General features: G+C 43.0%; 28 protein-coding genes. 11 read left to right on the forward strand and 17 right to left on the reverse strand.

All coding sequences use genetic code 11. The features are described from left to right. Nucleotides 1–97: 97 nt before the first annotated feature. The 11 genes from O8C68_12165 to O8C68_12215 all read right to left on the reverse strand — a co-directional run bounded on the left by O8C68_12165 (nucleotide 98) and on the right by O8C68_12215 (nucleotide 6,071). Nucleotides 98–592, reverse strand: a complete 495-nt coding sequence (locus O8C68_12165) for a hypothetical protein (protein MCZ7396545.1) — start codon at nucleotides 590–592, stop codon at nucleotides 98–100. 4 nt (nucleotides 593–596) lie between these two features. Continuing rightward, a complete protein-coding gene (locus tag O8C68_12170; GenBank protein ID MCZ7396546.1) occupies nucleotides 597–989 on the reverse strand; it encodes a hypothetical protein in 393 nt (130 codons plus the stop codon). After that, a complete protein-coding gene (locus tag O8C68_12175) occupies nucleotides 986–1,243 on the reverse strand; it encodes a DUF2933 domain-containing protein (protein ID MCZ7396547.1) in 258 nt (85 codons plus the stop codon). The genes O8C68_12170 and O8C68_12175 overlap by 4 nt, the downstream gene beginning before the upstream one ends. A 72-nt stretch (nucleotides 1,244–1,315) precedes the next feature. After that, entirely contained in the window at nucleotides 1,316–1,507 is a 192-nt protein-coding gene (locus O8C68_12180) for a YHS domain-containing protein (protein MCZ7396548.1), read from the reverse strand. Between the two features lie 353 nt (nucleotides 1,508–1,860). Then, nucleotides 1,861–2,541 (reverse strand): M48 family metalloprotease, encoded by a 681-nt coding sequence (locus O8C68_12185; protein MCZ7396549.1) that lies wholly within the window; start codon nucleotides 2,539–2,541, stop codon nucleotides 1,861–1,863. Then, the gene (locus O8C68_12190) at nucleotides 2,538–2,897 is read right to left on the reverse strand and encodes a BlaI/MecI/CopY family transcriptional regulator (GenBank protein MCZ7396550.1); all 360 of its coding nucleotides are present in this window, start codon (nucleotides 2,895–2,897) and stop codon (nucleotides 2,538–2,540) included. The genes O8C68_12185 and O8C68_12190 overlap by 4 nt, the downstream gene beginning before the upstream one ends. Before the next feature lie 49 nt (nucleotides 2,898–2,946). Then, nucleotides 2,947–3,444 carry a PCYCGC motif-containing lipoprotein gene (locus tag O8C68_12195; GenBank protein ID MCZ7396551.1) on the reverse strand — a complete coding sequence of 166 codons (498 nt, stop codon included), beginning with the start codon at nucleotides 3,442–3,444 and terminating at the stop codon, nucleotides 2,947–2,949. Beyond that, nucleotides 3,444–4,139: a hypothetical protein gene (locus tag O8C68_12200; GenBank protein MCZ7396552.1), complete on the reverse strand. Its 696-nt coding sequence runs from the start codon at nucleotides 4,137–4,139 to the stop codon at nucleotides 3,444–3,446. Before O8C68_12200 ends, O8C68_12195 begins: the two co-directional genes overlap by 1 nt. A gap of 10 nt (nucleotides 4,140–4,149) precedes the next feature. After that, nucleotides 4,150–4,614: a cupredoxin domain-containing protein gene (locus O8C68_12205; protein ID MCZ7396553.1), complete on the reverse strand. Its 465-nt coding sequence runs from the start codon at nucleotides 4,612–4,614 to the stop codon at nucleotides 4,150–4,152. Nucleotides 4,615–4,635: 21 nt separating this feature from the next. Further along, nucleotides 4,636–5,640 (reverse strand): hypothetical protein, encoded by a 1,005-nt coding sequence (locus O8C68_12210; GenBank protein ID MCZ7396554.1) that lies wholly within the window; start codon nucleotides 5,638–5,640, stop codon nucleotides 4,636–4,638. Then, entirely contained in the window at nucleotides 5,637–6,071 is a 435-nt protein-coding gene (locus O8C68_12215; GenBank protein ID MCZ7396555.1) for a cytochrome c-type biogenesis protein CcmH, read from the reverse strand. Before O8C68_12215 ends, O8C68_12210 begins: the two co-directional genes overlap by 4 nt. Before the next feature lie 512 nt (nucleotides 6,072–6,583). Between O8C68_12215 and O8C68_12220 the strand changes: the two genes are divergently transcribed. The 6 genes from O8C68_12220 to ccsA all read left to right on the forward strand — a co-directional run bounded on the left by O8C68_12220 (nucleotide 6,584) and on the right by ccsA (nucleotide 13,123). After that, a complete protein-coding gene (locus tag O8C68_12220; GenBank protein MCZ7396556.1) occupies nucleotides 6,584–6,727 on the forward strand; it encodes a hypothetical protein in 144 nt (47 codons plus the stop codon). 139 nt (nucleotides 6,728–6,866) lie between these two features. Next, the gene (locus O8C68_12225) at nucleotides 6,867–7,313 is read left to right on the forward strand and encodes a thioredoxin fold domain-containing protein (protein MCZ7396557.1); all 447 of its coding nucleotides are present in this window, start codon (nucleotides 6,867–6,869) and stop codon (nucleotides 7,311–7,313) included. A gap of 21 nt (nucleotides 7,314–7,334) precedes the next feature. Then, complete coding sequence (locus tag O8C68_12230; protein ID MCZ7396558.1) at nucleotides 7,335–8,639, forward strand: PCYCGC motif-containing lipoprotein; 1,305 nt, start codon at nucleotides 7,335–7,337, stop codon at nucleotides 8,637–8,639. Nucleotides 8,640–8,756: 117 nt separating this feature from the next. Next, the gene (locus O8C68_12235; GenBank protein ID MCZ7396559.1) at nucleotides 8,757–10,127 is read left to right on the forward strand and encodes a 4Fe-4S binding protein; all 1,371 of its coding nucleotides are present in this window, start codon (nucleotides 8,757–8,759) and stop codon (nucleotides 10,125–10,127) included. A 112-nt stretch (nucleotides 10,128–10,239) separates the two neighbouring features. After that, a complete protein-coding gene (locus tag O8C68_12240) occupies nucleotides 10,240–10,722 on the forward strand; it encodes a thioredoxin family protein (protein MCZ7396560.1) in 483 nt (160 codons plus the stop codon). 1 nt (nucleotide 10,723) lies between these two features. Beyond that, nucleotides 10,724–13,123 (forward strand): cytochrome c biogenesis protein CcsA, encoded by a 2,400-nt coding sequence (gene ccsA / locus O8C68_12245; GenBank protein MCZ7396561.1) that lies wholly within the window; start codon nucleotides 10,724–10,726, stop codon nucleotides 13,121–13,123. Nucleotides 13,124–13,173: 50 nt separating this feature from the next. Here ccsA and O8C68_12250 read toward each other — a convergent pair whose 3' ends face one another. Next, on the reverse strand, nucleotides 13,174–13,425 hold the full coding sequence (locus O8C68_12250) for a hypothetical protein (GenBank protein MCZ7396562.1): 252 nt from the start codon (nucleotides 13,423–13,425) through the stop codon (nucleotides 13,174–13,176). A gap of 146 nt (nucleotides 13,426–13,571) precedes the next feature. Here O8C68_12250 and O8C68_12255 point away from each other — a divergent pair, with 146 nt between their 5' ends. The 4 genes from O8C68_12255 (at nucleotide 13,572) to O8C68_12270 (ending at nucleotide 15,975) form a co-directional block, all read left to right on the forward strand. Continuing rightward, complete coding sequence (locus tag O8C68_12255; GenBank protein MCZ7396563.1) at nucleotides 13,572–14,828, forward strand: ABC transporter permease; 1,257 nt, start codon at nucleotides 13,572–13,574, stop codon at nucleotides 14,826–14,828. Between the two features lie 179 nt (nucleotides 14,829–15,007). Beyond that, a complete protein-coding gene (locus O8C68_12260; protein ID MCZ7396564.1) occupies nucleotides 15,008–15,202 on the forward strand; it encodes an SHOCT domain-containing protein in 195 nt (64 codons plus the stop codon). Between the two features lie 23 nt (nucleotides 15,203–15,225). Further along, nucleotides 15,226–15,615 (forward strand): DUF302 domain-containing protein, encoded by a 390-nt coding sequence (locus O8C68_12265; GenBank protein ID MCZ7396565.1) that lies wholly within the window; start codon nucleotides 15,226–15,228, stop codon nucleotides 15,613–15,615. A gap of 120 nt (nucleotides 15,616–15,735) precedes the next feature. Then, nucleotides 15,736–15,975: a hypothetical protein gene (locus O8C68_12270; protein ID MCZ7396566.1), complete on the forward strand. Its 240-nt coding sequence runs from the start codon at nucleotides 15,736–15,738 to the stop codon at nucleotides 15,973–15,975. Nucleotides 15,976–16,110: 135 nt separating this feature from the next. Here O8C68_12270 and O8C68_12275 read toward each other — a convergent pair whose 3' ends face one another. The 3 genes from O8C68_12275 to O8C68_12285 form a co-directional block, all read right to left on the reverse strand. After that, a complete protein-coding gene (locus O8C68_12275; protein ID MCZ7396567.1) occupies nucleotides 16,111–16,572 on the reverse strand; it encodes a YbhB/YbcL family Raf kinase inhibitor-like protein in 462 nt (153 codons plus the stop codon). Between the two features lie 109 nt (nucleotides 16,573–16,681). Beyond that, a complete protein-coding gene (locus O8C68_12280) occupies nucleotides 16,682–17,050 on the reverse strand; it encodes a roadblock/LC7 domain-containing protein (GenBank protein ID MCZ7396568.1) in 369 nt (122 codons plus the stop codon). Between the two features lie 79 nt (nucleotides 17,051–17,129). After that, nucleotides 17,130–18,368 (reverse strand): proteasome-activating nucleotidase, encoded by a 1,239-nt coding sequence (locus O8C68_12285; GenBank protein ID MCZ7396569.1) that lies wholly within the window; start codon nucleotides 18,366–18,368, stop codon nucleotides 17,130–17,132. A gap of 50 nt (nucleotides 18,369–18,418) precedes the next feature. On the opposite strand from O8C68_12285, the gene O8C68_12290 reads away from it, so the two are divergent. Then, the gene (locus O8C68_12290; GenBank protein MCZ7396570.1) at nucleotides 18,419–18,904 is read left to right on the forward strand and encodes a multiprotein bridging factor aMBF1; all 486 of its coding nucleotides are present in this window, start codon (nucleotides 18,419–18,421) and stop codon (nucleotides 18,902–18,904) included. Nucleotides 18,905–18,929: 25 nt separating this feature from the next. On the opposite strand, the gene O8C68_12295 is transcribed toward O8C68_12290, so the two are convergent. Both O8C68_12295 and O8C68_12300 read right to left on the reverse strand, forming a co-directional pair. After that, a complete protein-coding gene (locus O8C68_12295; protein MCZ7396571.1) occupies nucleotides 18,930–19,316 on the reverse strand; it encodes a PIN domain-containing protein in 387 nt (128 codons plus the stop codon). Further along, nucleotides 19,313–19,540, reverse strand: a complete 228-nt coding sequence (locus tag O8C68_12300) for a hypothetical protein (protein ID MCZ7396572.1) — start codon at nucleotides 19,538–19,540, stop codon at nucleotides 19,313–19,315. The genes O8C68_12295 and O8C68_12300 overlap by 4 nt, the downstream gene beginning before the upstream one ends. Nucleotides 19,541–19,568: the final 28 nt, after the last annotated feature.

Genomic DNA, 19,568 nt, shown 5'->3' on the forward strand with positions numbered 1-19,568 from the left:
GTGAAGATGCTTTTTCTGGAATCTGATATGTATAGAAAGGATACTGCCAGCCAGCAGCCATAACTATTATAATGTAAATTTTTTTCATATCATGCCGTTAGACCATAGATTTTTTTGCATCAGCAATAATCGATTTATCTTTTAAAATTGCTCTTGCAATGTAGGAGCTTCCAGCTATGTTGGCAAGGAGCCCGATGATTATTATGGCATCTTTATACTGAATAAGGAACGACGATGTTGCGAGAATAAAACCTACTGAAGGTAAGAAATCGCTCACATGGTGAAGGCAGCATGCTACCATCGTTAGCGACGAAGTTGCTGAGCCCGCTACGCCGACTTTCTCCGAGCCGCATAATTTTTTCTCGGCTGTGATGTTCCTGTGATATTTGAAAAGCCCCATCTGAACGCCTACTGCCAAGGGAATGAGGTAAACGAATATCCCGTTGGTAAGAAATACCTGAAATCCTTTATGAAGCGAGCCTTCTCCTATGGAAGCGATCGAGATATTGAAGAGTATTACAAGTATCCCGATGCCTGCTCCGAAAATAATGGGATTTTTTAAAAGGCTTTTGATACCCCAGGCTTCTGACATATTCTTACCACTTAAAGATTCTCTCATTTACCCCTGCAACGTCCTTGATCACAAGTTCAAAACTCTTGCTTTCGATCTTTGGAAATCGCAGTGTTCCGCTTGCATGATGCCCGCCTTCACCCTCATAAGATAGAGGTTGATATGTTTTGCCACTGGAATCCCGCAGATAAGAGTTGTTCTTAAAATCATCGTCATAGTCCTTATGGGCAGTCACTTTAATGTCAAACGCGGTGGCATCGGTAATATCCGGAAGATAAGTAACAGTAATTTGTACTCCTGCATCTGAATTCTCTCTCGGTGCAGATAGATCAACAGGTGCCTCGCTGTTTGATAAACACCCGCTAACTGCAATTGCAATCAAGATCAAAAGTGCTATTGTAATACCTGTTATTCTCATGTAAATTCCTCTTTTTTTTCGTTATTATTTATCTTACTTTCAATATTCCCGTGGTTCATATTTTTCATCATCACAAGATGCATTACCGGGCAGAGCAACAGTATCCCGAAAAAAATTATGTTCTGCGAGACTCCTGCAAGCCACAGAATCCCGAGGATTACAAGCGGCACCAGGCAGCCGAGTATCATCAGTAATGTATGCTTGCTCTTGTTATTCCCCGTATTTAAATACGGGGTCTTTGATTCTTCTCCCATTCATATACCTCCACTGTTTATGATTTTATCTCGTGTTTCAGAAAAGTATGATTTGTATTTTGCGAAAACAACCTACCAGAACTTCCACCAGGGCTTCTTCTCACCCATACCTACGGGTCCACTTTTAAGATATTTCTCTGGCTCTGACTCAAACGCTTTCTTACATCCAGGCGCACAGAAATAATAGGTCTTTCCTTTATACTCTGTCTTATATTGTGCTGTATTTTCATCCACTTGCATTCCACAGATAGGGTCTATTTGCATGTTCACTTCTCCTTTTGCTTTGATTTTCTTTATGTATGTATCGATATATGTATTTTACGGTAAATGTAAAGTAATCTATGGTGTGAGCAGCGTATTTTTTTCGCTCCTCAGCGCTTGAATGCTTGTAATTGGAGCTTTTTGTTTTAAGCAGTTTTCGCTTTATAAAAATAAGTAAAAAATGGATAAAACTTTAAAATTTAGAGTACAAATAACCGTAAAAATTAATACGCTGATAGCCCTTTAAACGAGGATAGCCGATGAATGCCCTTCAGCATGTTGGGATGAGTGCTGAGCATTTCGAGTAATAAATCAGCAGTACTTACTTTAACACATGTTTTCGTCACTGTTTTTCTTTAAGTAAATACTTTATCTAACTTGTTGCGCGCCGAAAAAAGCGCTTCACTGCCTGCTATTTCTGCAGCAAAACAATCTGCCATATATTCAAGCTCAGATTCAGAATGAGATGAAAAGGTCATCAGAGCAAGCTGCTTTAGAAACGGCGTCCTTGAATTATTGCGGATATGCCATGCCTCGTGCGCTAATACCGCCTTCAACTCATCGTCATTCAATATCTCAAGAAGCCCTATTGATACAAATATAGACTTGCCAGCAGCAAAAGCTCTTGGCACTGCCGAATCGAAATAATAAAGCTTCGCTAACGCGAGGCTGTCCACAAATTCCTGAGGCCAGTTTATTATATCGCTTGCAGGCTTAGCATCAAGGCGCTTAATCATTATACGGTCATAATATCGGACAACCCCGAATATCAGCACTGTGGAAATTATCACATAAGCAAGGTAGAGATAAAATGTTAGCATATAGCTGCAGTTCATAAGGTAAAACGTCGCAAATATGCCCAGAAGAATAGCAACCTGTGCAGAAACAAATGTAACAAGCCTTTGCTTCGGTCTTTTGAGCATTACGCTAGCTGCTACTAAGGCTATTGAAATAACTACGAATAGCGCTACAAAAGGAGCAAAATAGGATAACTTCAAGCACGTGCCGAAGCAGTTTATTTCACCAAATATATTCATTTCCTACCACTGTACTTTGAGAAATTCTCACGCGCAAGAGGTCCAAAAGCATCCACAAGGCTGTCCAGGATTTTAGTGGTGATTTCAGTTGCAACTTCTTCCTCGGAAAAAACCGGCGCATACACATATTTCACCCTGCCGTTTATGTTTTCCGTGCGCCTTGCTGTATATCCTGCTTTAACAAGCCGATCAAGAGTGCCAGCTACGCTTGTCAATGGAATCTTTGTCTTTCCTGTCAGCTGTGATGTAGTCATTTCACCCCCCTTCCATAAGGTCTTCAGTATTGAAGCCTCGATAGGACTGAAGAATTTGGTGAGACCACCGTTTGAAATATTTATCTGATCTATCTTAACCATGAGTTTACAATACACGTAAAGGATATTAAAGATTTCGATAAGTAATTTCCTACGGCGGCAGCGACGTATTTGTTCCTACGCCTCTGCCTGAATACTCATTATCGATGATTTTTCTTACTTCTTTCAGTGAATATCCTTTCATCAACATGTCCCTTGCTTCAAGTGTTATGTCATTGCACAGCTTGCACTCAGATGCATGCGGCTCATATTCTCCGTTCGGCTTGATGTAACACTCCTTCAGGCTCTTATGCGAAAGGAGTTTGTCAGAGTGCTGCATACCGGCGCAGCCGCAGTAGCAGGCAAGGTACATGAGCTTGTCCTGATTCTGCACTGCAAAGATGTAGGCTTCTGCTACACGCCCGGTCTTATGGACGAATTCCGGAAGCTCAAGTTTCGCCGGTTTATTTGTATCCCAGTTTGCCTGTTTTTCACCACTTGCTTTGCTTAATATAGGCGAGCCACTGGACAGGATGTAAGCGATTATTAAGACCGCCGGAATGGCAACTGCACCAAGAATTAATTTTGACCTTATATCCATCCTTCTCATTATATCATCAACAGTATCACGAAGCCCATGGCCACCATGAACGAGCCCATTAACAGTCGCACCTTTGTTTTGTTTCCGGACTGCCACGCCATAATTTTGTCAATTACAATCCTGTTTGAGGATGCGAGCAATACGGCCGCAAGCGGTACTATGAGCATCAGGATGTAGAGCAACAGGTACAACACTCCCTGGTCAAGTGTGGATTGCAGTGATAAAAGTCCAAGGACAGCAAGATATATGCCTCCGCTGCATGGAACAGTGCACAGCCCGACAAGGACGCCCGCACCAAAGACACCAGGTGCTGTGGTTTTTTTTATCCAACTGTTAATAGATGTATGCATGCTTCTGGGTATTACAAGCCCAAAACCGCCAGGTATGAAGTAATCCTTCATAACAACTACACCGAGCAGCATGGAAATAAGAGCGGCAGCCTTGCCCACTGTATGCGTCATGGAAAAGAACGATATGGAACTGAGGATACCCACCCCAATCAACACGTAGGTTACGAATATTCCGCTAATGTATATCGAGCCAACCTTCATCAGCCCAAACCTGTAGTCTGCATTCATCTGGAGCATGCCCATAGTAAAGGTTATGAACAACAATAGCACAGCAAACGCACATGGATTAAATCCGTCAATTAAGCCTGCAACCATTACAATGGGAAGAGTTAACGTCTGCGGGTCGATTGCCATTTCATTTCCTTCAAGCCACTATAAGTGTTCCATGCATGCTTGGATTCTCCTTACCCCCGCAGCATGAGTCGCAGTACCAGTCATATTGTCCTGGCTGTGTGGGGATAAAGGTAAATACTTTCTGGCTTTCAGGCTGCACGGTGATATTCACGTTCGCTGCTTTAAGCATGAAGTTGTGAATGCCGCCGCCGTCTGTATGCATTGAGTTATCTGGATTTATCAAGTTTATTTTCACAGTCTGCCCTACTTTTGCCCTGATTACATTGGGCTCAAAGCCTGCCATGGTGATGGTCATCTTAATAGCGTCTTTGTCCGCAGGTTCCAAAGACGCTGTTGTGCTCATAATTAAATATAAAGCAGCGCCGAAAATGGCAATAACGATAACCACGAACAAAATGCTCATAAAAGGCAGTTTTTTCGTTTGTTTTTCTTTCAATATTTTTCCTTTATCTTTATGTTTTTTTGATATTGACATTCCAAATCCTTCTAATTAGTCTTAGTTAACTTTTGTTTGCGTTTCATCCATTCTTTTTAATAATTCAGGTTGACCTTTATTGTTTATTTTATCTATTTTAATAAAAATCTGAATTGCTTTCTGTTTATATTCCTCCATTAGTCTCACGTACTCCTCGGATTTTTCAGCCCCTGCATGTTTTTCAAATCCGTGAATCGCATGGAAAATCCTTCTTTTCTCAAGTTCAAGTTCCTCCAATGTGTACTCTTTTCCTCGCTTTCTGAAGATTTTTTCCTTAAAACGATAAACCATACCCATTGAAAATAAGGAGAGCAGACCAATCCCTGCATAAAGATAGTCCTGCTCTTGCGCCAATTTAATTGGAATGCTGATTATTTCTCCGGCGTTAAGATCCTTAAAAGAAATAACATTATATTCATTTCCGTTAAGCTTTAAAGTCTCATACAAGCCATCAAAACCCACTCCACTTTTCTTATCAATGAATATCAAAAGAGAAGTGGTATTGTACATGGCACTTTTATTATATACGTACTCTGAACCTTTGGGAAGAAGTGTATATGATACCTGCATCTCAAAATTATCTCCATGCTTTATGGGCTGCATCGGATCCATATACACCACCCCATCGTCCTGCACAAGGCAGCACTCCATTGCCAGGGTCTTCAGATTTTTCACATCTGAAGGCGTTGATATTGCAAAGAAAGTATGGTTATCCTTGCTGTAGTAAATCTCAGGGCCTTCATTCCTGAACACAACAATTTCGGAAATTTCGAGAGAATTGTTTTTCTTTGAAATGAAAATATGGTCAAGGACTACCTGTATACTGTAGTTCTGATTGCTCAGATTACGTCCATTAATCGAATTATTTCCCACGATTCTGATTATGTTTTCCTGGATGTTTGATGTAATATTTTCAGTACTATTTTTTCCACCTGGAATGGTCTCACTAGTTTGAGCTGAGACAGTACTTATGAAATAAAATAGTATTATGAATACCGGAATTGATTCCTTTAGAGCAATTTTCACATTTCCTCTATCTCGGAGACAAATTTCCGATATTCCTCTTCAAACCGTTTTTCGTACTTCTTATTAGAAACAGGTATAATATCCGGATTCGGTTTTTTGATTAGAATGAATCCAAGAAACACAAATATAAGGGCTAGTGGTACACCTGCTACCCACAGTGGTATTGAATGGACTTTCTCAGGATGTGCCAGAATCTCCATTCCGTATTCTGTTTGAAGCGCTGAAAACATCTGATTTTCTGAAAAACCAGCTTCCTTCATCTGGAGTATCTCTTTTTTAACCTGTATTGCTGTGGAGCAACCGCATGTTGAAATAACCATGGCGCATTCACAGGGGCATATCAGGTGAGAGGTCATATCCTGATCTGCCATTACAGGATTAACCAGAAAAATTCCTGATATTAAAATCAAAAGTATGATTATTTTGAACACTTGATGCCCTCAGGTTTGCTCATAATTTCACGAGACTTTTAAACAGAGGGTGGAGCGGTTTCGCCCCACAATCTCCTGCATGATTACTCATTTTGTTCGATATCCTCGCATGTAAACTCTCACCTTTACAACGCATGTAAAGTACATTTATAGTTTACGATAAGTGTAAAATAGAAAATACCTTTTTAAGCGGTTTTTGGTTTATAAAATGTAAATTAAAACAATGTATAGTTAAAAATTGTGAACCTACATTTAATGCTTGTTTGGAAATCCTTCGTACAACAATACCACCTACGCATTTCACAAGCATATTTTCTTGTGCATTAAAGAGGATTGAATATAGTGGAGGTGGTTGTGACCGGCAATAGGAAAAATGAATTAGGAGTCCGGTCACTGATTGATTATTAGAAACTTCTTTTTTTATGTAGGTTGCGGTTTATAAAAATTAAGTTAAAACCTAATTTGCTTTAAAATTTCTAAATATTCTTGATGTTTTCAGTAGATAAAACACAATGCCAATTAAAACAAGTTACAACAAATGCACGTCCAAACCTGTCAATGTTGTTTTGCACCTGATATTATCAATAAAAGCCAGCCCGACAGCGACGGCAACTACTTCTGGAATGTACGGAGGCGGAGGGTACGGGTACTACTGACGTCACTTAAAAGCCTTTAAATTGTGCAGAGGAGCCATCAGGTTCCTCAATCTTTTTTATTATTCCGAAATGAACTACAGGCATCGGTTCAAACCACAATCCTTATATTACTTTACATGTATTGTAAACTGAGATAGATGTGAAGAAATGGATTTACGTATTGCTTGCCCTGCTTGTGCTATTCGCAGGCTACCTGGCGCAATCAACTGGCTCTGATGCCGGCAAACTGACGTTAAAAGGAGTGAAATTCGATACCAACCTCACTGCGGCGCTCGAAGCTGCAAAAGTACAGGGCAAGCCGGTATTCGTGTATGCATGGTCGCAATACTGCGGCTGGTGCAAGAAATTCGAAGAGGAAAGCTTCACAAACCAGAGCGTAATCAAGACATTAAACGAAAACTTCATATCGGTTTCCATAGATGTGGACAAACAAAAAAATGAGACCAGAAATTTCAGAGTATTTGGAACACCAACCGAGATATTTCTTGACTCAAACGGCACTGAGATAAAAAGAATACCGGGATATACGGATACAGAAACATTTCTGAACATTGTAAAAGACCCCGTATTTAAATACGGGGATTAGCAAAATAAAAGAGGCGGAAAAATGAAGCCCGAAAAGAAAGCGAAAAACGTAAAAGCAAAAAGTGAAAAAATTCCGAAAAAGAAAGGAAGCAGTACATTAATCATCGGCATAGTAGCGCTATTAGTAATTGCTGGAATAGCGTATGCTGTTTTATCAGGTGGACAAACCACGACGAAACCATCAGAAAGCGGAGTAAAACTTCCAAGTTTTGCTTATACCAACCCGATAACATTGAAAGCTTATCAATACGCAACCGAACATCCAGAAATACTTGAGCAAATACCATGCTACTGCGGCTGCGGGTCTCACGGCAGCGAAGCCTCGGATTACAAGCCGCATCGCTTTCTGAGGGACTGCTATATTAATGATAAATGGCAATACGACGAACATGCCTCATTCTGTGATGTCTGCGTAGGAGAAGCCACTAAAGTCCAGGAATATCTAGCCGAAGGCAAGACGCTCATGGAGGCAAGGGCGCTGATAGACCAGGAGTACAGCAAAATAGGGGCAATGATGACAAATACACCCGCTGTAAGAGATGATTATATACCAATCCTGCAACCGAAACTTGCAGGAACGCTGGCAACACCAGCACTGACACCGACAATCGACTTATCCGCACTCTCCCTGCCTGATAATTTCAAATCATTAAGTGACGGTTTGAAACTTATTCCACCCGGGATTACATGGGCATATTTTGCGAATCTGAAACAGGGAATAGGATTTGAGCAGAAATTTATGCATGATACGAATTTTTACGGAACGCAAATTATAGCGATGCTGAATTCAGAATATCCCGACGGCTCATGGGTAGAACTGCATGATGTTGGCAAAGCAAACGCAAATGTTATATCAAATGCCGGAGCAGATGCTGACAATATCGTTTCTACACGGCCATTTATATTTGATTCTAAAGATAAAACCAATAGTGTTCAGGCTCTCTTTATAAATTCTACAACTAATGCGAATGCATATGACCAATTTAAATCCATCCTGGAAAAAGTGGACGATGAAAATGCGGGATTTGCAAAGATAAATACCACAGCACCTTCATTTGCGGATGCGAGTTATATTGGAATAGTAAAATCCGAAACAGGCATACTTGGAGAAGTAAAGGGAGAAATCGCATTTAGAATCAAGGATAACAGCATAGCACCGCTGGCGAAATTCAACGAATTGAAAAAATCAAGCCTATCTCGCGGGTTTAAGTCTTATGAAGTGAGCCAGGAAAATAATATACTGGTTATAAAAACGACCTCTAACCTGAATAATTTTATTGCTGAAGCCACTCAGCAGTACGGATTTGAGATATCGGTCTTCGGTTAATGCCAGCACCTTCCATATTCCTGGTTTTCATAGCAGGCATGGCAACAGTGATAACGCCGTGGCCACCCGTTTCAGTGCTTGATTCTTTTATGTCTTCCACAGCTATATTTGAGGTACATGGATAAAAACGACGAAAAATCCGATCTGCTGGATGTTTACTATTTCAGGAACCTGGTCAAAAACAGGTTTTTCAGACCAGCCATTAATTTAATTTTTCTTATTGCGCTTTTAATCATAATCTATTTCGGTCTTTCGAGCGAGCCTGACCTTCGCTTCCGCGGGGGGATACCCTTTGCAACAACCATGATATGGGATATCTGGCATCCCCTCCTTGTTTTCACTATAATCATTTTCGCCAGGTTCTGGTGCTTCGCATGCCCGATAGGTGCATCGGTTGATTGGACGCAGTCCGTGTTCAGCCTTAAGCGGAAATATCCTGAAAAGTACCGCAATCTCTGGGTTGCAGTCATCTTCTTCCTTTTCATCTTCGCAGGCGAGCGCCATCTTTTTATGTTCACAAGGAATCCACCCAACACTGCCTATCTGCTTTTGTTCTTCACGGGCCTGGCAGTGGTGATGGCGGTAGTATATGAAAAACGAAGTTTCTGCCGCTATATCTGTCCTATCGGATTAGTGCTCGGGGTTTTCTCCATGCTCTCGGCAATAGAGCTTCGCTGCAAGTCAAGGAAAACTTGCGCAGACCATGATATAAAAGAATGCGTTATTGGAAACGAGGCAGGGAAAGCCTGTCCTGTCGGGGAATTCCCGCAGACGATAGAGCGCAACAATTACTGCATCATGTGCATGGAATGTGTGAAATCATGTTCACAGGACAACATACGAATAAGTCCGAGGCTTCCCGGAGCAGATATAATAAAATCGAATAAAAAGCATCTTGATGAAGCCTATTTGGTCCACGGCATTATTGTAATATTTCTCTTTGTAATGGGAATGGAGCGCTTCCAGTTCAGAAATATGATCATCAATTTTGTCAAATCCACACTTCCCTACAATTCTATCACTTTCCTTGACCTCTACTGGAGGAATATGTGGGCTATTATCATATTCGCACTGATAACACTGGGCGCAGCAGGCTTGATGTACCTCTCTACGAGGGCATCCTTCTCAGGTAAGAGTACGAAGCAGAAGTTTATAGAGCTGTCCTATGCCTTCATTCCCCTCAGCCTTACCGTTTATCTCGCAGAAAACATGTTCAGATTGCTCAAAGGGCTGTTTTTCATCGCAGGAAAGATAGGGGGATTTTTCGGGCAAGTATGGGAATTCTCCGTAGACTTTGACACCATAAATCAGGTGCAGATTCTATTACTGGTAGCAGGGTTTCTTTTTACTGTATGGGCAGGCTATCTTATCAGCAAAAAGTTATCAAACAATAAAAAAGAGTTACAGCAGAGCATGATTGCAATAGGTATTGTTTCTGCTGTTTATTTCCTCATAGGATTAAAGATTCTGACAATACCCATAATATGAGTTTACACATATCGTAAAGTATATGATTACAAAGAATATATTGAAAAAAAACGACGAGAAAAACAAAAAGCAGATACACTTATATTAAATTCGACTAATTAGAGGTCAACATATGAAAACCAAGAAACTGCAGACAATACTTGTATTGATATTAATCATATCCATGGCATACGGCTCCTACAATATCGCCCTCAAGGATTTCAGGCTGACCGATAAAAACTATAGTTACCTCGGGGGTCTTACATGGTATCATTCAGCAGCTGGCCTTGACAAAGGATTCCAGAAAGCCCAGCAGGAAAACAAGCCGATTCTGATGTATTTCTGGGCAGTATGGTGCCAGTACTGCGCGAAATTCCAGACAGATACTCTGGGGAATCCGCAGGTAAAAAAAATACTGGAAAATGATTATGTTCTCGTGGCAATGGATCTCGATGTGGATAGGGATATGGCGAACACATACGGCGTGAGCTATCCACCTTATTTAATTTTCATGGACGCAAAAGGTAACGTGCTTCAACGAGTGCCCGGCGCTGTGGATGCAGGATATTTACTCCCCATAGTGACGCAGGTGAGAGATACGATAAGGAGCAAATAACATGATAACCCTCGGTAATGCAATACTCTATATCAGCCTTGTGGTGAGCGCAGTCGCACTTTTAGGGCTGTTATTGAAAGAACGGCTAAATAGCGACATCCTGGCAAGGTTTGCCTCGCCTCTGATATTTTTAACAACTGGGCTTCTCACCTTTGCCTATCTGCTCCTGACGTATTATTTCGTGGCGAGCGATTTTACCTACGATTATGTGTGGACGTATTCCAGCCGTGACCTTCCTTTAATCTATAAAATATCAGGCACATGGGCAGGGCAACAAGGCACGTATCTTTTATGGGTATGGGTGGTATTCCTTTCCGCAGCATGGCTCGCACAAACCACAAAGCATGCAAATGCTCTGGCAAGGAGAACGCAAATAATTACTGTATTGATAGGAATATACTTGATAATACTCACACTGATCCAGACCCCATTTAAGCCCATACTCGAGAGGCCAGAGCTTGTTGATTTAATCGCAAAGGGCACCCTGCCACCTAATTTTGTGCCTCCAGACGGCAACGGTTTGAACACCCTGCTCGTAAACTTCTGGATGATAGTTCATCCGCCGTTGATGTTCATCGGCTATGCAGCCATAACCATACCATTTGCAGCAGCCATCGTATATCTGCTTACAAAAGATGACGGCTGGGAGGAATTAAGCAGGCAGTGGGCAAGGTTCACCTGGCTGTTCCTTGGAATGGGCATAGCGGTGGGCGGCGTCTGGGCGTATTTAGTATTAGGCTGGGGGGGGTTCTGGGCATGGGACCCTGTTGAGACCGCGTCGTTTATCCCATGGCTTACGCTCACGGGCTTTCTTCATGCAGCCGCCGTTCACAGGAAGAATAAAACAACCTTCTCAATAGCTGCACCGATACTGGCTGCGGTTTCATTCATTCTGGTCTTGTATGCAGCCATCGTTGTCAGAAGCGGGCTTTTCAATTCAGTTCACGCCTTCGGTGAGACTTCCACAGGCACACTGCTTCTCGGTTCAATCGTCATCACCTCGGTTGTATCCATTGCCCTTGGCATGAAAAGGTATCTTGGCGAGCCTGAAAAGGTAGAAGAGGACTGGGGATTGTGGAGCAAGAGGAACATCTTCTACATAAGTTTACTCTTATTCGTGATACTTGCTTTCATATCCTTCTGGGGAATCACCTTCCCTGCGTTCATCCAGATAACACAGAACCTGAAGGTAAACGTGGCTTCCGATACCAAGAATTTCTTCAACGTATGGAGCTATCCTTTCACAATAATACTGCTTCTTGCGATGGGATTCTGTTTAAACTACAAGGAATCGCAGAAAGAAAAACAGAAGCAAACGCTGTTTGCAGTGACCGCCATAACACTACTAACCATGTTTGCCAGGACACAGACTTTCTACGTGCTTGACCATACCAGCCCATTCTTTGTAAGGGAGCCTGCTATCTATAAATTGATAGGCTCAATCTCTCTCCTCTCCCTTTTCCCACCCTTAATATACGCAGCCGCATCCACGTACCAGCGATTGGCAGATTACCTGCGTCTGAAAAGCATGCGCCCCAGGATAAAAAGCATAGGCCTGGCAATGGTGCACTTTGGCGTGGTATTCATAATTTTTGGCGCGGTTGTAAGCTCTACATTAGACACAAAAATACAGGGAATCAATATACCGCTTGCAGCGAAAGGACAACTGGTGGACGTTGGCGGTGGTTACGGCATCAGGGTTGTTGATTATTCAACCGGCAGCTTGACTCAAGCGACAACCAATCCCGGTGTAAGGATATCGGATATACTCACTAATCCAGAGAATTATGCTAATAACGTTCAGGTCAGCGGTAAAGTCACCGCAGTCGTGAATACACAGTCCAAGACTCCACCTGTTGCATACACAACATATTTTCAACTCGATGATGGAACGGGAACCCTCTGGGCAGTAACACAGAGCTCAGAGCCCATGACCATTTCTGAGGGTAGCCAGTTAACAATAACAGGCTCTCTGATTCCTGGTTTTACGAGCCCATCTACCAACTATACCTACGACCTCATTATATTCTCCAGTCCTGATGAGATCAGCGAGACACCGGCATCGGGCAGATATAATGTCCAGAGCGTCAAACTTGAGGTTTACCAGAACGACAGGAAAATCGGAAGCGGAACTGCCGAATATCTTGCAGGGAAAGGCGGAAGCGGCACCTTCCCGATGGTGGACAGCAGCATAACAGGCACGGAAGTTTACGTCATTTTCCAGGGACTGGGCGGGAGTATAATCTCTCAGGGCGCCATTGCAAAAACCAATGATATTTATGTTCCCCTGACACTGCAAATAAAACCTGCTATCGACTTTGCGTGGATTGGTATCGTACTCTTTGCAATCGGGATAATCCTGATAATGGCAATGAAAACCAGAAAGATGCAGGACGATTAATAATGTTGGGACTGGAATCACTTCACCATTAGAATTAAGACTTTCTTAATTCATATCCCGTAAACCGTGGTCGGGAAATATGGTGAGAGCGCCTTTATTATCAGCTTATCTATATTGAACAGCAGCATAATTCCAATTACTATGAGCACGAGCCCCGAGAGTTTTTTAAGCATAGGTCCGCGCTTCACGAACCACTGGTATCTGGCTGTAACCTTCTTGCCATAATAGGCTATGGAGAGCATGGGGAGGCTCATGCCCACGGAATAAACAAACAGCATCCAGTGCTTCGATGGATCATGCACAGCGGCGGCACATCAAATACCTCCAAACAGGCAGCCAGCTTTGCTCCCTACCTTGGAATTGCGTTACTCAGTATCATTGGCTTCTCGCAACGTAAGAGCATTTCTGAAATGTACCAGAGGCTGAAATTCCAGAGACAGAGACGAAAATGAGGCTTCTGGATATTTTCCTGCTGTCTCTTTCCCATGTTAGGAAAAGCAGGATGAGAAGCTGGCTTACCATCGTGGGTGTAATTATAGGCGTCGCTTCGGTTGTAGCCATTATATCCATAGGGCAGGGAATGCAGGAGAATGTGCAGCAGAGGCTCGGAGGTTTCGGCGCTGATATAATAACTGTCATCCCTGGATACTTCAGAGCTGCTGGCGTACACAGCGAAATGCATACCGACAGGTCTGTCAGTACGAGTTCTTCGATCAACCTCACAGATAAAGATTACAGGGTAATTAAACAGGTCCCGGGTGTTATGTACGTGAACGGGCTCGTTTCCGGCAAGGCAGACCTCAAATACGATAATGAGAAAACAGTAGTGTCTGTAACTGGAGTTGATACTTCAGTCTGGAGACTGATAGATAATACAGGAATAGATGATGGAAGGTATCTTCAGGCAGGGGATTCAAATTCAATTGTAGTGGGGTACAGTCTTGCCCATGGTACTTTCCTTCAACCCATAACGCTTAACCGCCCGATTACCATAGAAGGTAAAAACTTCAGGGTTGTAGGTATTCTCAAGCAGTCCGGAGGATTCGGGGGCAGCAGCGATACAGGGATTTATATGCCTGCCGAGATGGCAAGAGAAGTTATCACGGAAAAAGTAGCAAATAATCAGTTTACATCTATAGTCATTAAAGCCTCGGACGCATCCCTCGTTGAATACCTTAATGCGGATATCGAACAGAAACTCATGAGCTCAAGACAGGTAAATCCGCGAACAAAGGATTTTACAGTCATTGCATCGGCCCTTATCCGTGAACAGATGAGCAGCGTGACACAGACCCTGTCCCTCTTCCTGAGCGCAATCGCTGCGGTCTCATTACTTGTCGGAGCAATAGGAATAGCCAATACCATGTTCATGTCGGTTATGGAACGCACAAAACAAATAGGACTCCTGAAAGCGATGGGCGCCAGCCAAAGAGAAATCATGAAACTTTTCCTTATCGAGTCAGGAATATTCGGACTTGTAGGAGGAATCATAGGCGTAATATTTGGTTCTGCTATTTCCCTGCTAATCCCTTATCTTGGCATACAGGCGCTTGGCTTTGGAGGGGATTTGAAAGCCACAATCACCACAGGAACTATCTTTTTTGCCCTCGGGTTCTCGGTTGTGATAGGAATAGTATCCGGGATAATCCCTGCCAGGCATGCAGCTAAGATGAGGCCTGTAGATGCTATAAGGTATGATCAGTGAGAAGAATAAATTATGATTTGTGTCCTCATCACCAAACCCACTTTTACCGGCGCTCCCAAAGTGGTCCACAATCTCGTTTATTGCTCGACAATGTTTTTTTATAGTATAAAATCAATTGCTATTTGTGGAGGTCAATATGCAATTTGGAATGATGGACGGTTACGGTTATGGTATGGGCTATGGAATGTTGGATTTTAGGGCTGATATTCTGGATACTGGTAATCATAGGACTTGTGCTGCTTATAAAATATTTATGGGAGGGCGGCAGAGCTAAAAGAGGAGAAGAATCTGCGCTTGAAATCCTGAAGAAAAAGTACGCTATGGGAGAGATAAGTAAAGAAGAATTTGAAGAGAAAAAGAAAGACCTGCTATAAAAAGAGATGGAGATAAATTTAAAATGTACACCTACAAAAAATCCGCTCCGTTGGGTTATGCTGATGCTGTTGCAAAAGTAAAGGATGAATTGAAAAAAGAAGGTTTTGGAGTCCTTACAGAAATAGATGTCAAGCAAACTCTTAAGACTAAACTAAATGTAGACTTCGATGATTACATAATCCTGGGAGCATGTAATCCACCGCTGGCTTACCAGGCACTAACTGCCGAGCGAGATATCGGAGTTCTGCTCCCCTGCAATGTCATTGTTTATGTTCAAGGTGGAAAAACATTTATCAGTGCGGTCTTACCTACTGTGCAGCTTGGAAAAGTTGGCAATCCAAAGCTTTTACCGATTGCAGAACAGGTTGAGAACAAGCTCAAAAAGGTAGTGGATGCTACAGCCAAGAAATAACAGATTTGAGAATTGAAATAGTTCTATTGCAGTGGGTCGGATTTGTCTTTTTGTGAGGAACTTGATGAAGAAACAAAACTATTTTATTCTGGAAGATAGAATCGAACTGGGAGGTAAGTTATGCATAAGAAAACGCTTGGTATATTGGCTGTTATATTGATTATTATCGGCATTGCAGGATTGGTTCTCAGCTCCGGATACTCAGGTCTCACTTATAGGGGATATCCTGCTGGATATTCACCACAATTGGGCGGCTATGGAGGGATTGGTCCTGGAGGTATGATGGGCGGTGGAATGATGGGGTCTGTGATGCAAATGATGGGCGGATACGAGCAGGGCGACATGATAATGTTCGCATAGGCGCATAGCGATAAGTTTATCTCTCATTACTCAGAAATACCTCTTTATGCCCTCAGGGGCAAAAGTGATAGTGGGCGCACTGCCCCTAAAAAAGCGAATTGAACCTGTTATTCAAATCCCATCCCCCGCACATCCCTATCTTTCGTATTTCCCCATCAACTCGCCCTGTGCAAGCACGTGCCCTTTCATAGCGTTTTCCAGCTGTTTCTTGGTTGCTCCAGGCGGCAGGTCAAGCATTGTATCAAGGGCGTATACCTTGAAATAATACCTGTGCGTCCCTCTCGGAGGGCATGGACCGCCGTAACCCGCCCTGCCGAAATCCGTCATTCCCTGGCGGCTCCCGTCGCCGAGGGTTTGGCTTCTCGGCATTCCCTTGGGCAGTTTCTGCGTGCCTGCAGGAATGTTGAACAGCACCCAGTGAACGAATGTTCCCACTGGAGCATCAGGGTCATCCATTATCAGGGCGATGCTCTTTGTATTTTCAGGTATTCCTTTCCATGACAGTGAAGGTGAAACATCTCTACCATCGCAGGTATATTCCGCAGGGATATCCCCACCCTCTTTAAATGCCTCGGTTGAAACAGTAATCTTCTCCATAGTTTTTACCTCCTTTTCCCCCGGCTATGCATCCTGAGACCACCGCAAGTGGCTCATTCAGCTCCAAATAACTTCTGTCGTGTGTTATATTATAGTTTTCGAGCCTGCTTCAAATGAGTTTCTTGACTTTCTCAGCAGCTTTTTTTAACTCATTCAGAATCAAGCCGATATAGCCTTCGTTTCCAACCAGAACCACAATTAATGCATCCGGGCCTGCTGCATATGTTATGAGATGCTTATCCTCTGTTTCTACTATAATAGATTTCGGTTTCTGGTTACTGAGCCGCGTGGTCGTGGATTCTGCAGATATATATAAAGTAGCGGTCAATGCAGCAAGCGCTTCACTGTTAAGCCCTGTGGCTGTTTCTTTATAAACCATCAGTAATCCCTGTTTCGAAACTATGGCAGATAGTTCGATACCCCCGACTGCCTGCAGGTCGTCAAGGATTTTTTCAAGCATAGTTGCTATTGTTTCCATCGATGCCTCGGTACATTTAATGCTTTATACACAACCACCAGGTGATAATTCTTGAAATAGATCGCCTTACACACGCAAATCAGGCAAACATTCCTTCGGAATGAAGATTGGGCTTTGTAGTGGGAATTATTAATTTTTTAATTGCATTCCGGAAATCATTCATTCCGACGCTGTGGCGTTCTTCTCTTACAGCAAACATCCCGGCTTCCATCGCAATTGCTTTAAGATCAGAACCGTTCGCTCCTTCAGTAAAAGAGGCGAGTTCGTCAAAATCAACATCCTCTGAAAGCTTCATCCTTCTTGAATGGATTTTTAGAATTATTGCCCGCACTTCCTTGCTGGGCATTGGGATTGATATGAATCTGTCAAACCTCCCGGGACGAAGTAAGGCTGGGTCAAGGATGTCAGGCCTGTTTGTTGCCGCGATAATCCTGATATTCCCACGTGCATTAAAACCATCCATTTCTGAGAGCAGTTGCATCAAGGTGCGCTGGACTTCCCTGTCTCCAGACGTAGCTGTATCAAGACGTTTTGCTCCGATGGAATCAAGCTCGTCAATAAATATGATGCTCGGGGACTTTTCTTTTGCCATTTTGAACAGGTCACGGACAAGCCTTGCGCCCTCACCAATATACTTCTGCACAAGTTCAGAGCCCACAATCCTGATAAATGTGGCTTTTGTCTGGCTTGCCACCGCCTTGGCAAGGAGGGTTTTTCCTGTCCCGGGGGCGCCGTACAATAATACGCCTTTTGGAGGCTCTATCCCTATTCGTTCGAACACTTCAGGTTTGGTGAGCGGCATTTCCACAGTTTCGCGAAGCTCACGGATCTGTTCATCCAGCCCGCCGATATCCGAATACGACACATTCGGGGACTCTATAACCTCCATGCCGTGCACGAAAGGATCCCGCGAAGAAGGCAGAATTCCTACCACGGCAAGGGTCTGGTAATTCAAAGATACTGCTGCCCCTGGTATAAGCTCGCTACCGTTTATAAACTGGGATGAACCTACCACAAACTGAGGACCTGTGCTGCTCCTTATAATTACTTTACCGCTATCGAGGGCATCAACTACAGTTCCTACCACCAGCGGTGGCGTTTTTAATCTATCAAGTTCGCTTTTTAATTGCCTTAACTCCCTTTCGTACTTGAGGTTCTGGCTCTCGGTAAAACGTTTCTCAAGCTCTATCTTATTAGTCTGTTCCCTGAGAAGATTGTTCCTCTCCTCAAGCGTTTTTATCCTGTCCATGAGATAGCGGGAGAAATCATTATTTCCCATTGCTATCGGGCTTTCCTGGTTTTCCTGGGTTTCAGACATTGTATAGAATGATATTTAAGCGTGGACGGTATATAGAGTTTTCGTCGAAAATGCAATGCGAAATATGCGGCAGTGATATAAAGGGAAACCCGATTCGTGTTATGGTTGAGGGAAGTGTTCTGGACGTATGCGGAAAATGTGCACGCTACGGGAAACCCACAGATAAGTGGTCTCCTGTGTCCAGGAAAATATTGCCGACTGAAAGGGTTATTGTGACTCACAAGCCAAGAAAAGATGCTTTTGATAAACTTCAGGATGAAATCGTCCCGGATTATGCTTCGATGATCAAGAAAGCCAGGGAATCCCAGGGATTGACCATCGAAGCACTTGCCGCGAAGATGATGGAGAAGGCTGCACTTATCAGGAAGATCGAACGCGAGGAGCTTATTCCCGAGGATACTGTCAGGAAAAAACTTGAGACCGCGTTGAATATCAAATTGACCGAGAGGGTATCTTCACAGAATCAGCGGGGGGGCGGGTTCATAAGAGGAACCACGCTCGGGGATGTGGCTGTTATCAGGAAGAAAGTGAAGTAGAGCTTTGAAACCTTATCTCGTATCGCTAATGGAGCCTTTCGATTTCTCTTACTTTATCAAAGTCGCCGTCAAAGGATATTATCCTTTTAATCCTGTTTTCTTTCATTATTTCCACAGAAACCGCATCTGCAAGAGATATCGAACCGTCATACTTTAAGAACGTCTCCATTCCTTTTGCCAGCATCTCACTATCTATGAACTCTATTTTACAGTTGTCTATGAAGTATTCATAAAGAAGCTTTCCAGCTTTTCCACCTTCCAGCGAACCTACGAGCGTAACACTTTCACTGATAATAAGGTCAGAAACAAGAAGTGGATCGTTGATTTTTTCAGCGAGCTTCAGGGCATCCTTATGCCACCTGTCCTTCTCTCTTGCCAGTGCGATAAAATATGAGGAGTCGGCAAAAATCATTTAAGCCCTTTCTGGATTTTTTTCTTCGACTCAACCGCATCTCCTTCTGTCTTTACAATACCGATTATGTCCTTTATAGTTCTTTTTTTCCTCACCTGCACCAGTATCCCTTTTTCATTTTCTGTCCATTCGAGAACATCCCCGGGCAGTATTTTATGGGTTTTTCTTATCCTTGCAGGTACAACAGTTTGATAACCCTTTGAGATTACAGTTTCACTAAGCATTTTGTGTTCACAAAGGATATTGTGGTTT

It is taken from the genome of Candidatus Methanoperedens sp., from assembly GCA_027460525.1.
Taxonomy (GTDB): Archaea; Halobacteriota; Methanosarcinia; order Methanosarcinales; family Methanoperedenaceae; genus Methanoperedens.

Excerpts from the sequence above, each read along its gene's own strand:
- O8C68_12300 (MCZ7396572.1), bottom strand. The coding sequence starts at position 19,540 with ATGCTTAGTGAAACTGTAATCTCAAAGGGTTATCAAACTGTTGTACCT.
- O8C68_12170 (MCZ7396546.1), bottom strand. The coding sequence starts at position 989 with ATGAGAATAACAGGTATTACAATAGCACTTTTGATCTTGATTGCAATT.
- O8C68_12265 (MCZ7396565.1), top strand. The coding sequence starts at position 15,226 with ATGTACACCTACAAAAAATCCGCTCCGTTGGGTTATGCTGATGCTGTT.
- O8C68_12175 (MCZ7396547.1), bottom strand. The coding sequence starts at position 1,243 with ATGGGAGAAGAATCAAAGACCCCGTATTTAAATACGGGGAATAACAAG.
- O8C68_12290 (MCZ7396570.1), top strand. The coding sequence starts at position 18,419 with ATGCAATGCGAAATATGCGGCAGTGATATAAAGGGAAACCCGATTCGT.
- O8C68_12240 (MCZ7396560.1), top strand. The coding sequence starts at position 10,240 with ATGAAAACCAAGAAACTGCAGACAATACTTGTATTGATATTAATCATA.
- O8C68_12285 (MCZ7396569.1), bottom strand. The coding sequence starts at position 18,368 with ATGTCTGAAACCCAGGAAAACCAGGAAAGCCCGATAGCAATGGGAAAT.
- ccsA (MCZ7396561.1), top strand. The coding sequence starts at position 10,724 with ATGATAACCCTCGGTAATGCAATACTCTATATCAGCCTTGTGGTGAGC.
- O8C68_12190 (MCZ7396550.1), bottom strand. The coding sequence starts at position 2,897 with ATGGTTAAGATAGATCAGATAAATATTTCAAACGGTGGTCTCACCAAA.
- O8C68_12280 (MCZ7396568.1), bottom strand. The coding sequence starts at position 17,050 with ATGGAAACAATAGCAACTATGCTTGAAAAAATCCTTGACGACCTGCAG.
- O8C68_12275 (MCZ7396567.1), bottom strand. The coding sequence starts at position 16,572 with ATGGAGAAGATTACTGTTTCAACCGAGGCATTTAAAGAGGGTGGGGAT.
- O8C68_12220 (MCZ7396556.1), top strand. The coding sequence starts at position 6,584 with ATGCCAATTAAAACAAGTTACAACAAATGCACGTCCAAACCTGTCAAT.
- O8C68_12295 (MCZ7396571.1), bottom strand. The coding sequence starts at position 19,316 with ATGATTTTTGCCGACTCCTCATATTTTATCGCACTGGCAAGAGAGAAG.
- O8C68_12270 (MCZ7396566.1), top strand. The coding sequence starts at position 15,736 with ATGCATAAGAAAACGCTTGGTATATTGGCTGTTATATTGATTATTATC.
- O8C68_12195 (MCZ7396551.1), bottom strand. The coding sequence starts at position 3,444 with ATGAGAAGGATGGATATAAGGTCAAAATTAATTCTTGGTGCAGTTGCC.
- O8C68_12180 (MCZ7396548.1), bottom strand. The coding sequence starts at position 1,507 with ATGCAAATAGACCCTATCTGTGGAATGCAAGTGGATGAAAATACAGCA.
- O8C68_12235 (MCZ7396559.1), top strand. The coding sequence starts at position 8,757 with ATGGATAAAAACGACGAAAAATCCGATCTGCTGGATGTTTACTATTTC.
- O8C68_12165 (MCZ7396545.1), bottom strand. The coding sequence starts at position 592 with ATGTCAGAAGCCTGGGGTATCAAAAGCCTTTTAAAAAATCCCATTATT.
- O8C68_12185 (MCZ7396549.1), bottom strand. The coding sequence starts at position 2,541 with ATGAATATATTTGGTGAAATAAACTGCTTCGGCACGTGCTTGAAGTTA.
- O8C68_12260 (MCZ7396564.1), top strand. The coding sequence starts at position 15,008 with ATGGAATGTTGGATTTTAGGGCTGATATTCTGGATACTGGTAATCATA.
- O8C68_12255 (MCZ7396563.1), top strand. The coding sequence starts at position 13,572 with ATGAGGCTTCTGGATATTTTCCTGCTGTCTCTTTCCCATGTTAGGAAA.
- O8C68_12230 (MCZ7396558.1), top strand. The coding sequence starts at position 7,335 with ATGAAGCCCGAAAAGAAAGCGAAAAACGTAAAAGCAAAAAGTGAAAAA.
- O8C68_12205 (MCZ7396553.1), bottom strand. The coding sequence starts at position 4,614 with ATGTCAATATCAAAAAAACATAAAGATAAAGGAAAAATATTGAAAGAA.
- O8C68_12200 (MCZ7396552.1), bottom strand. The coding sequence starts at position 4,139 with ATGGCAATCGACCCGCAGACGTTAACTCTTCCCATTGTAATGGTTGCA.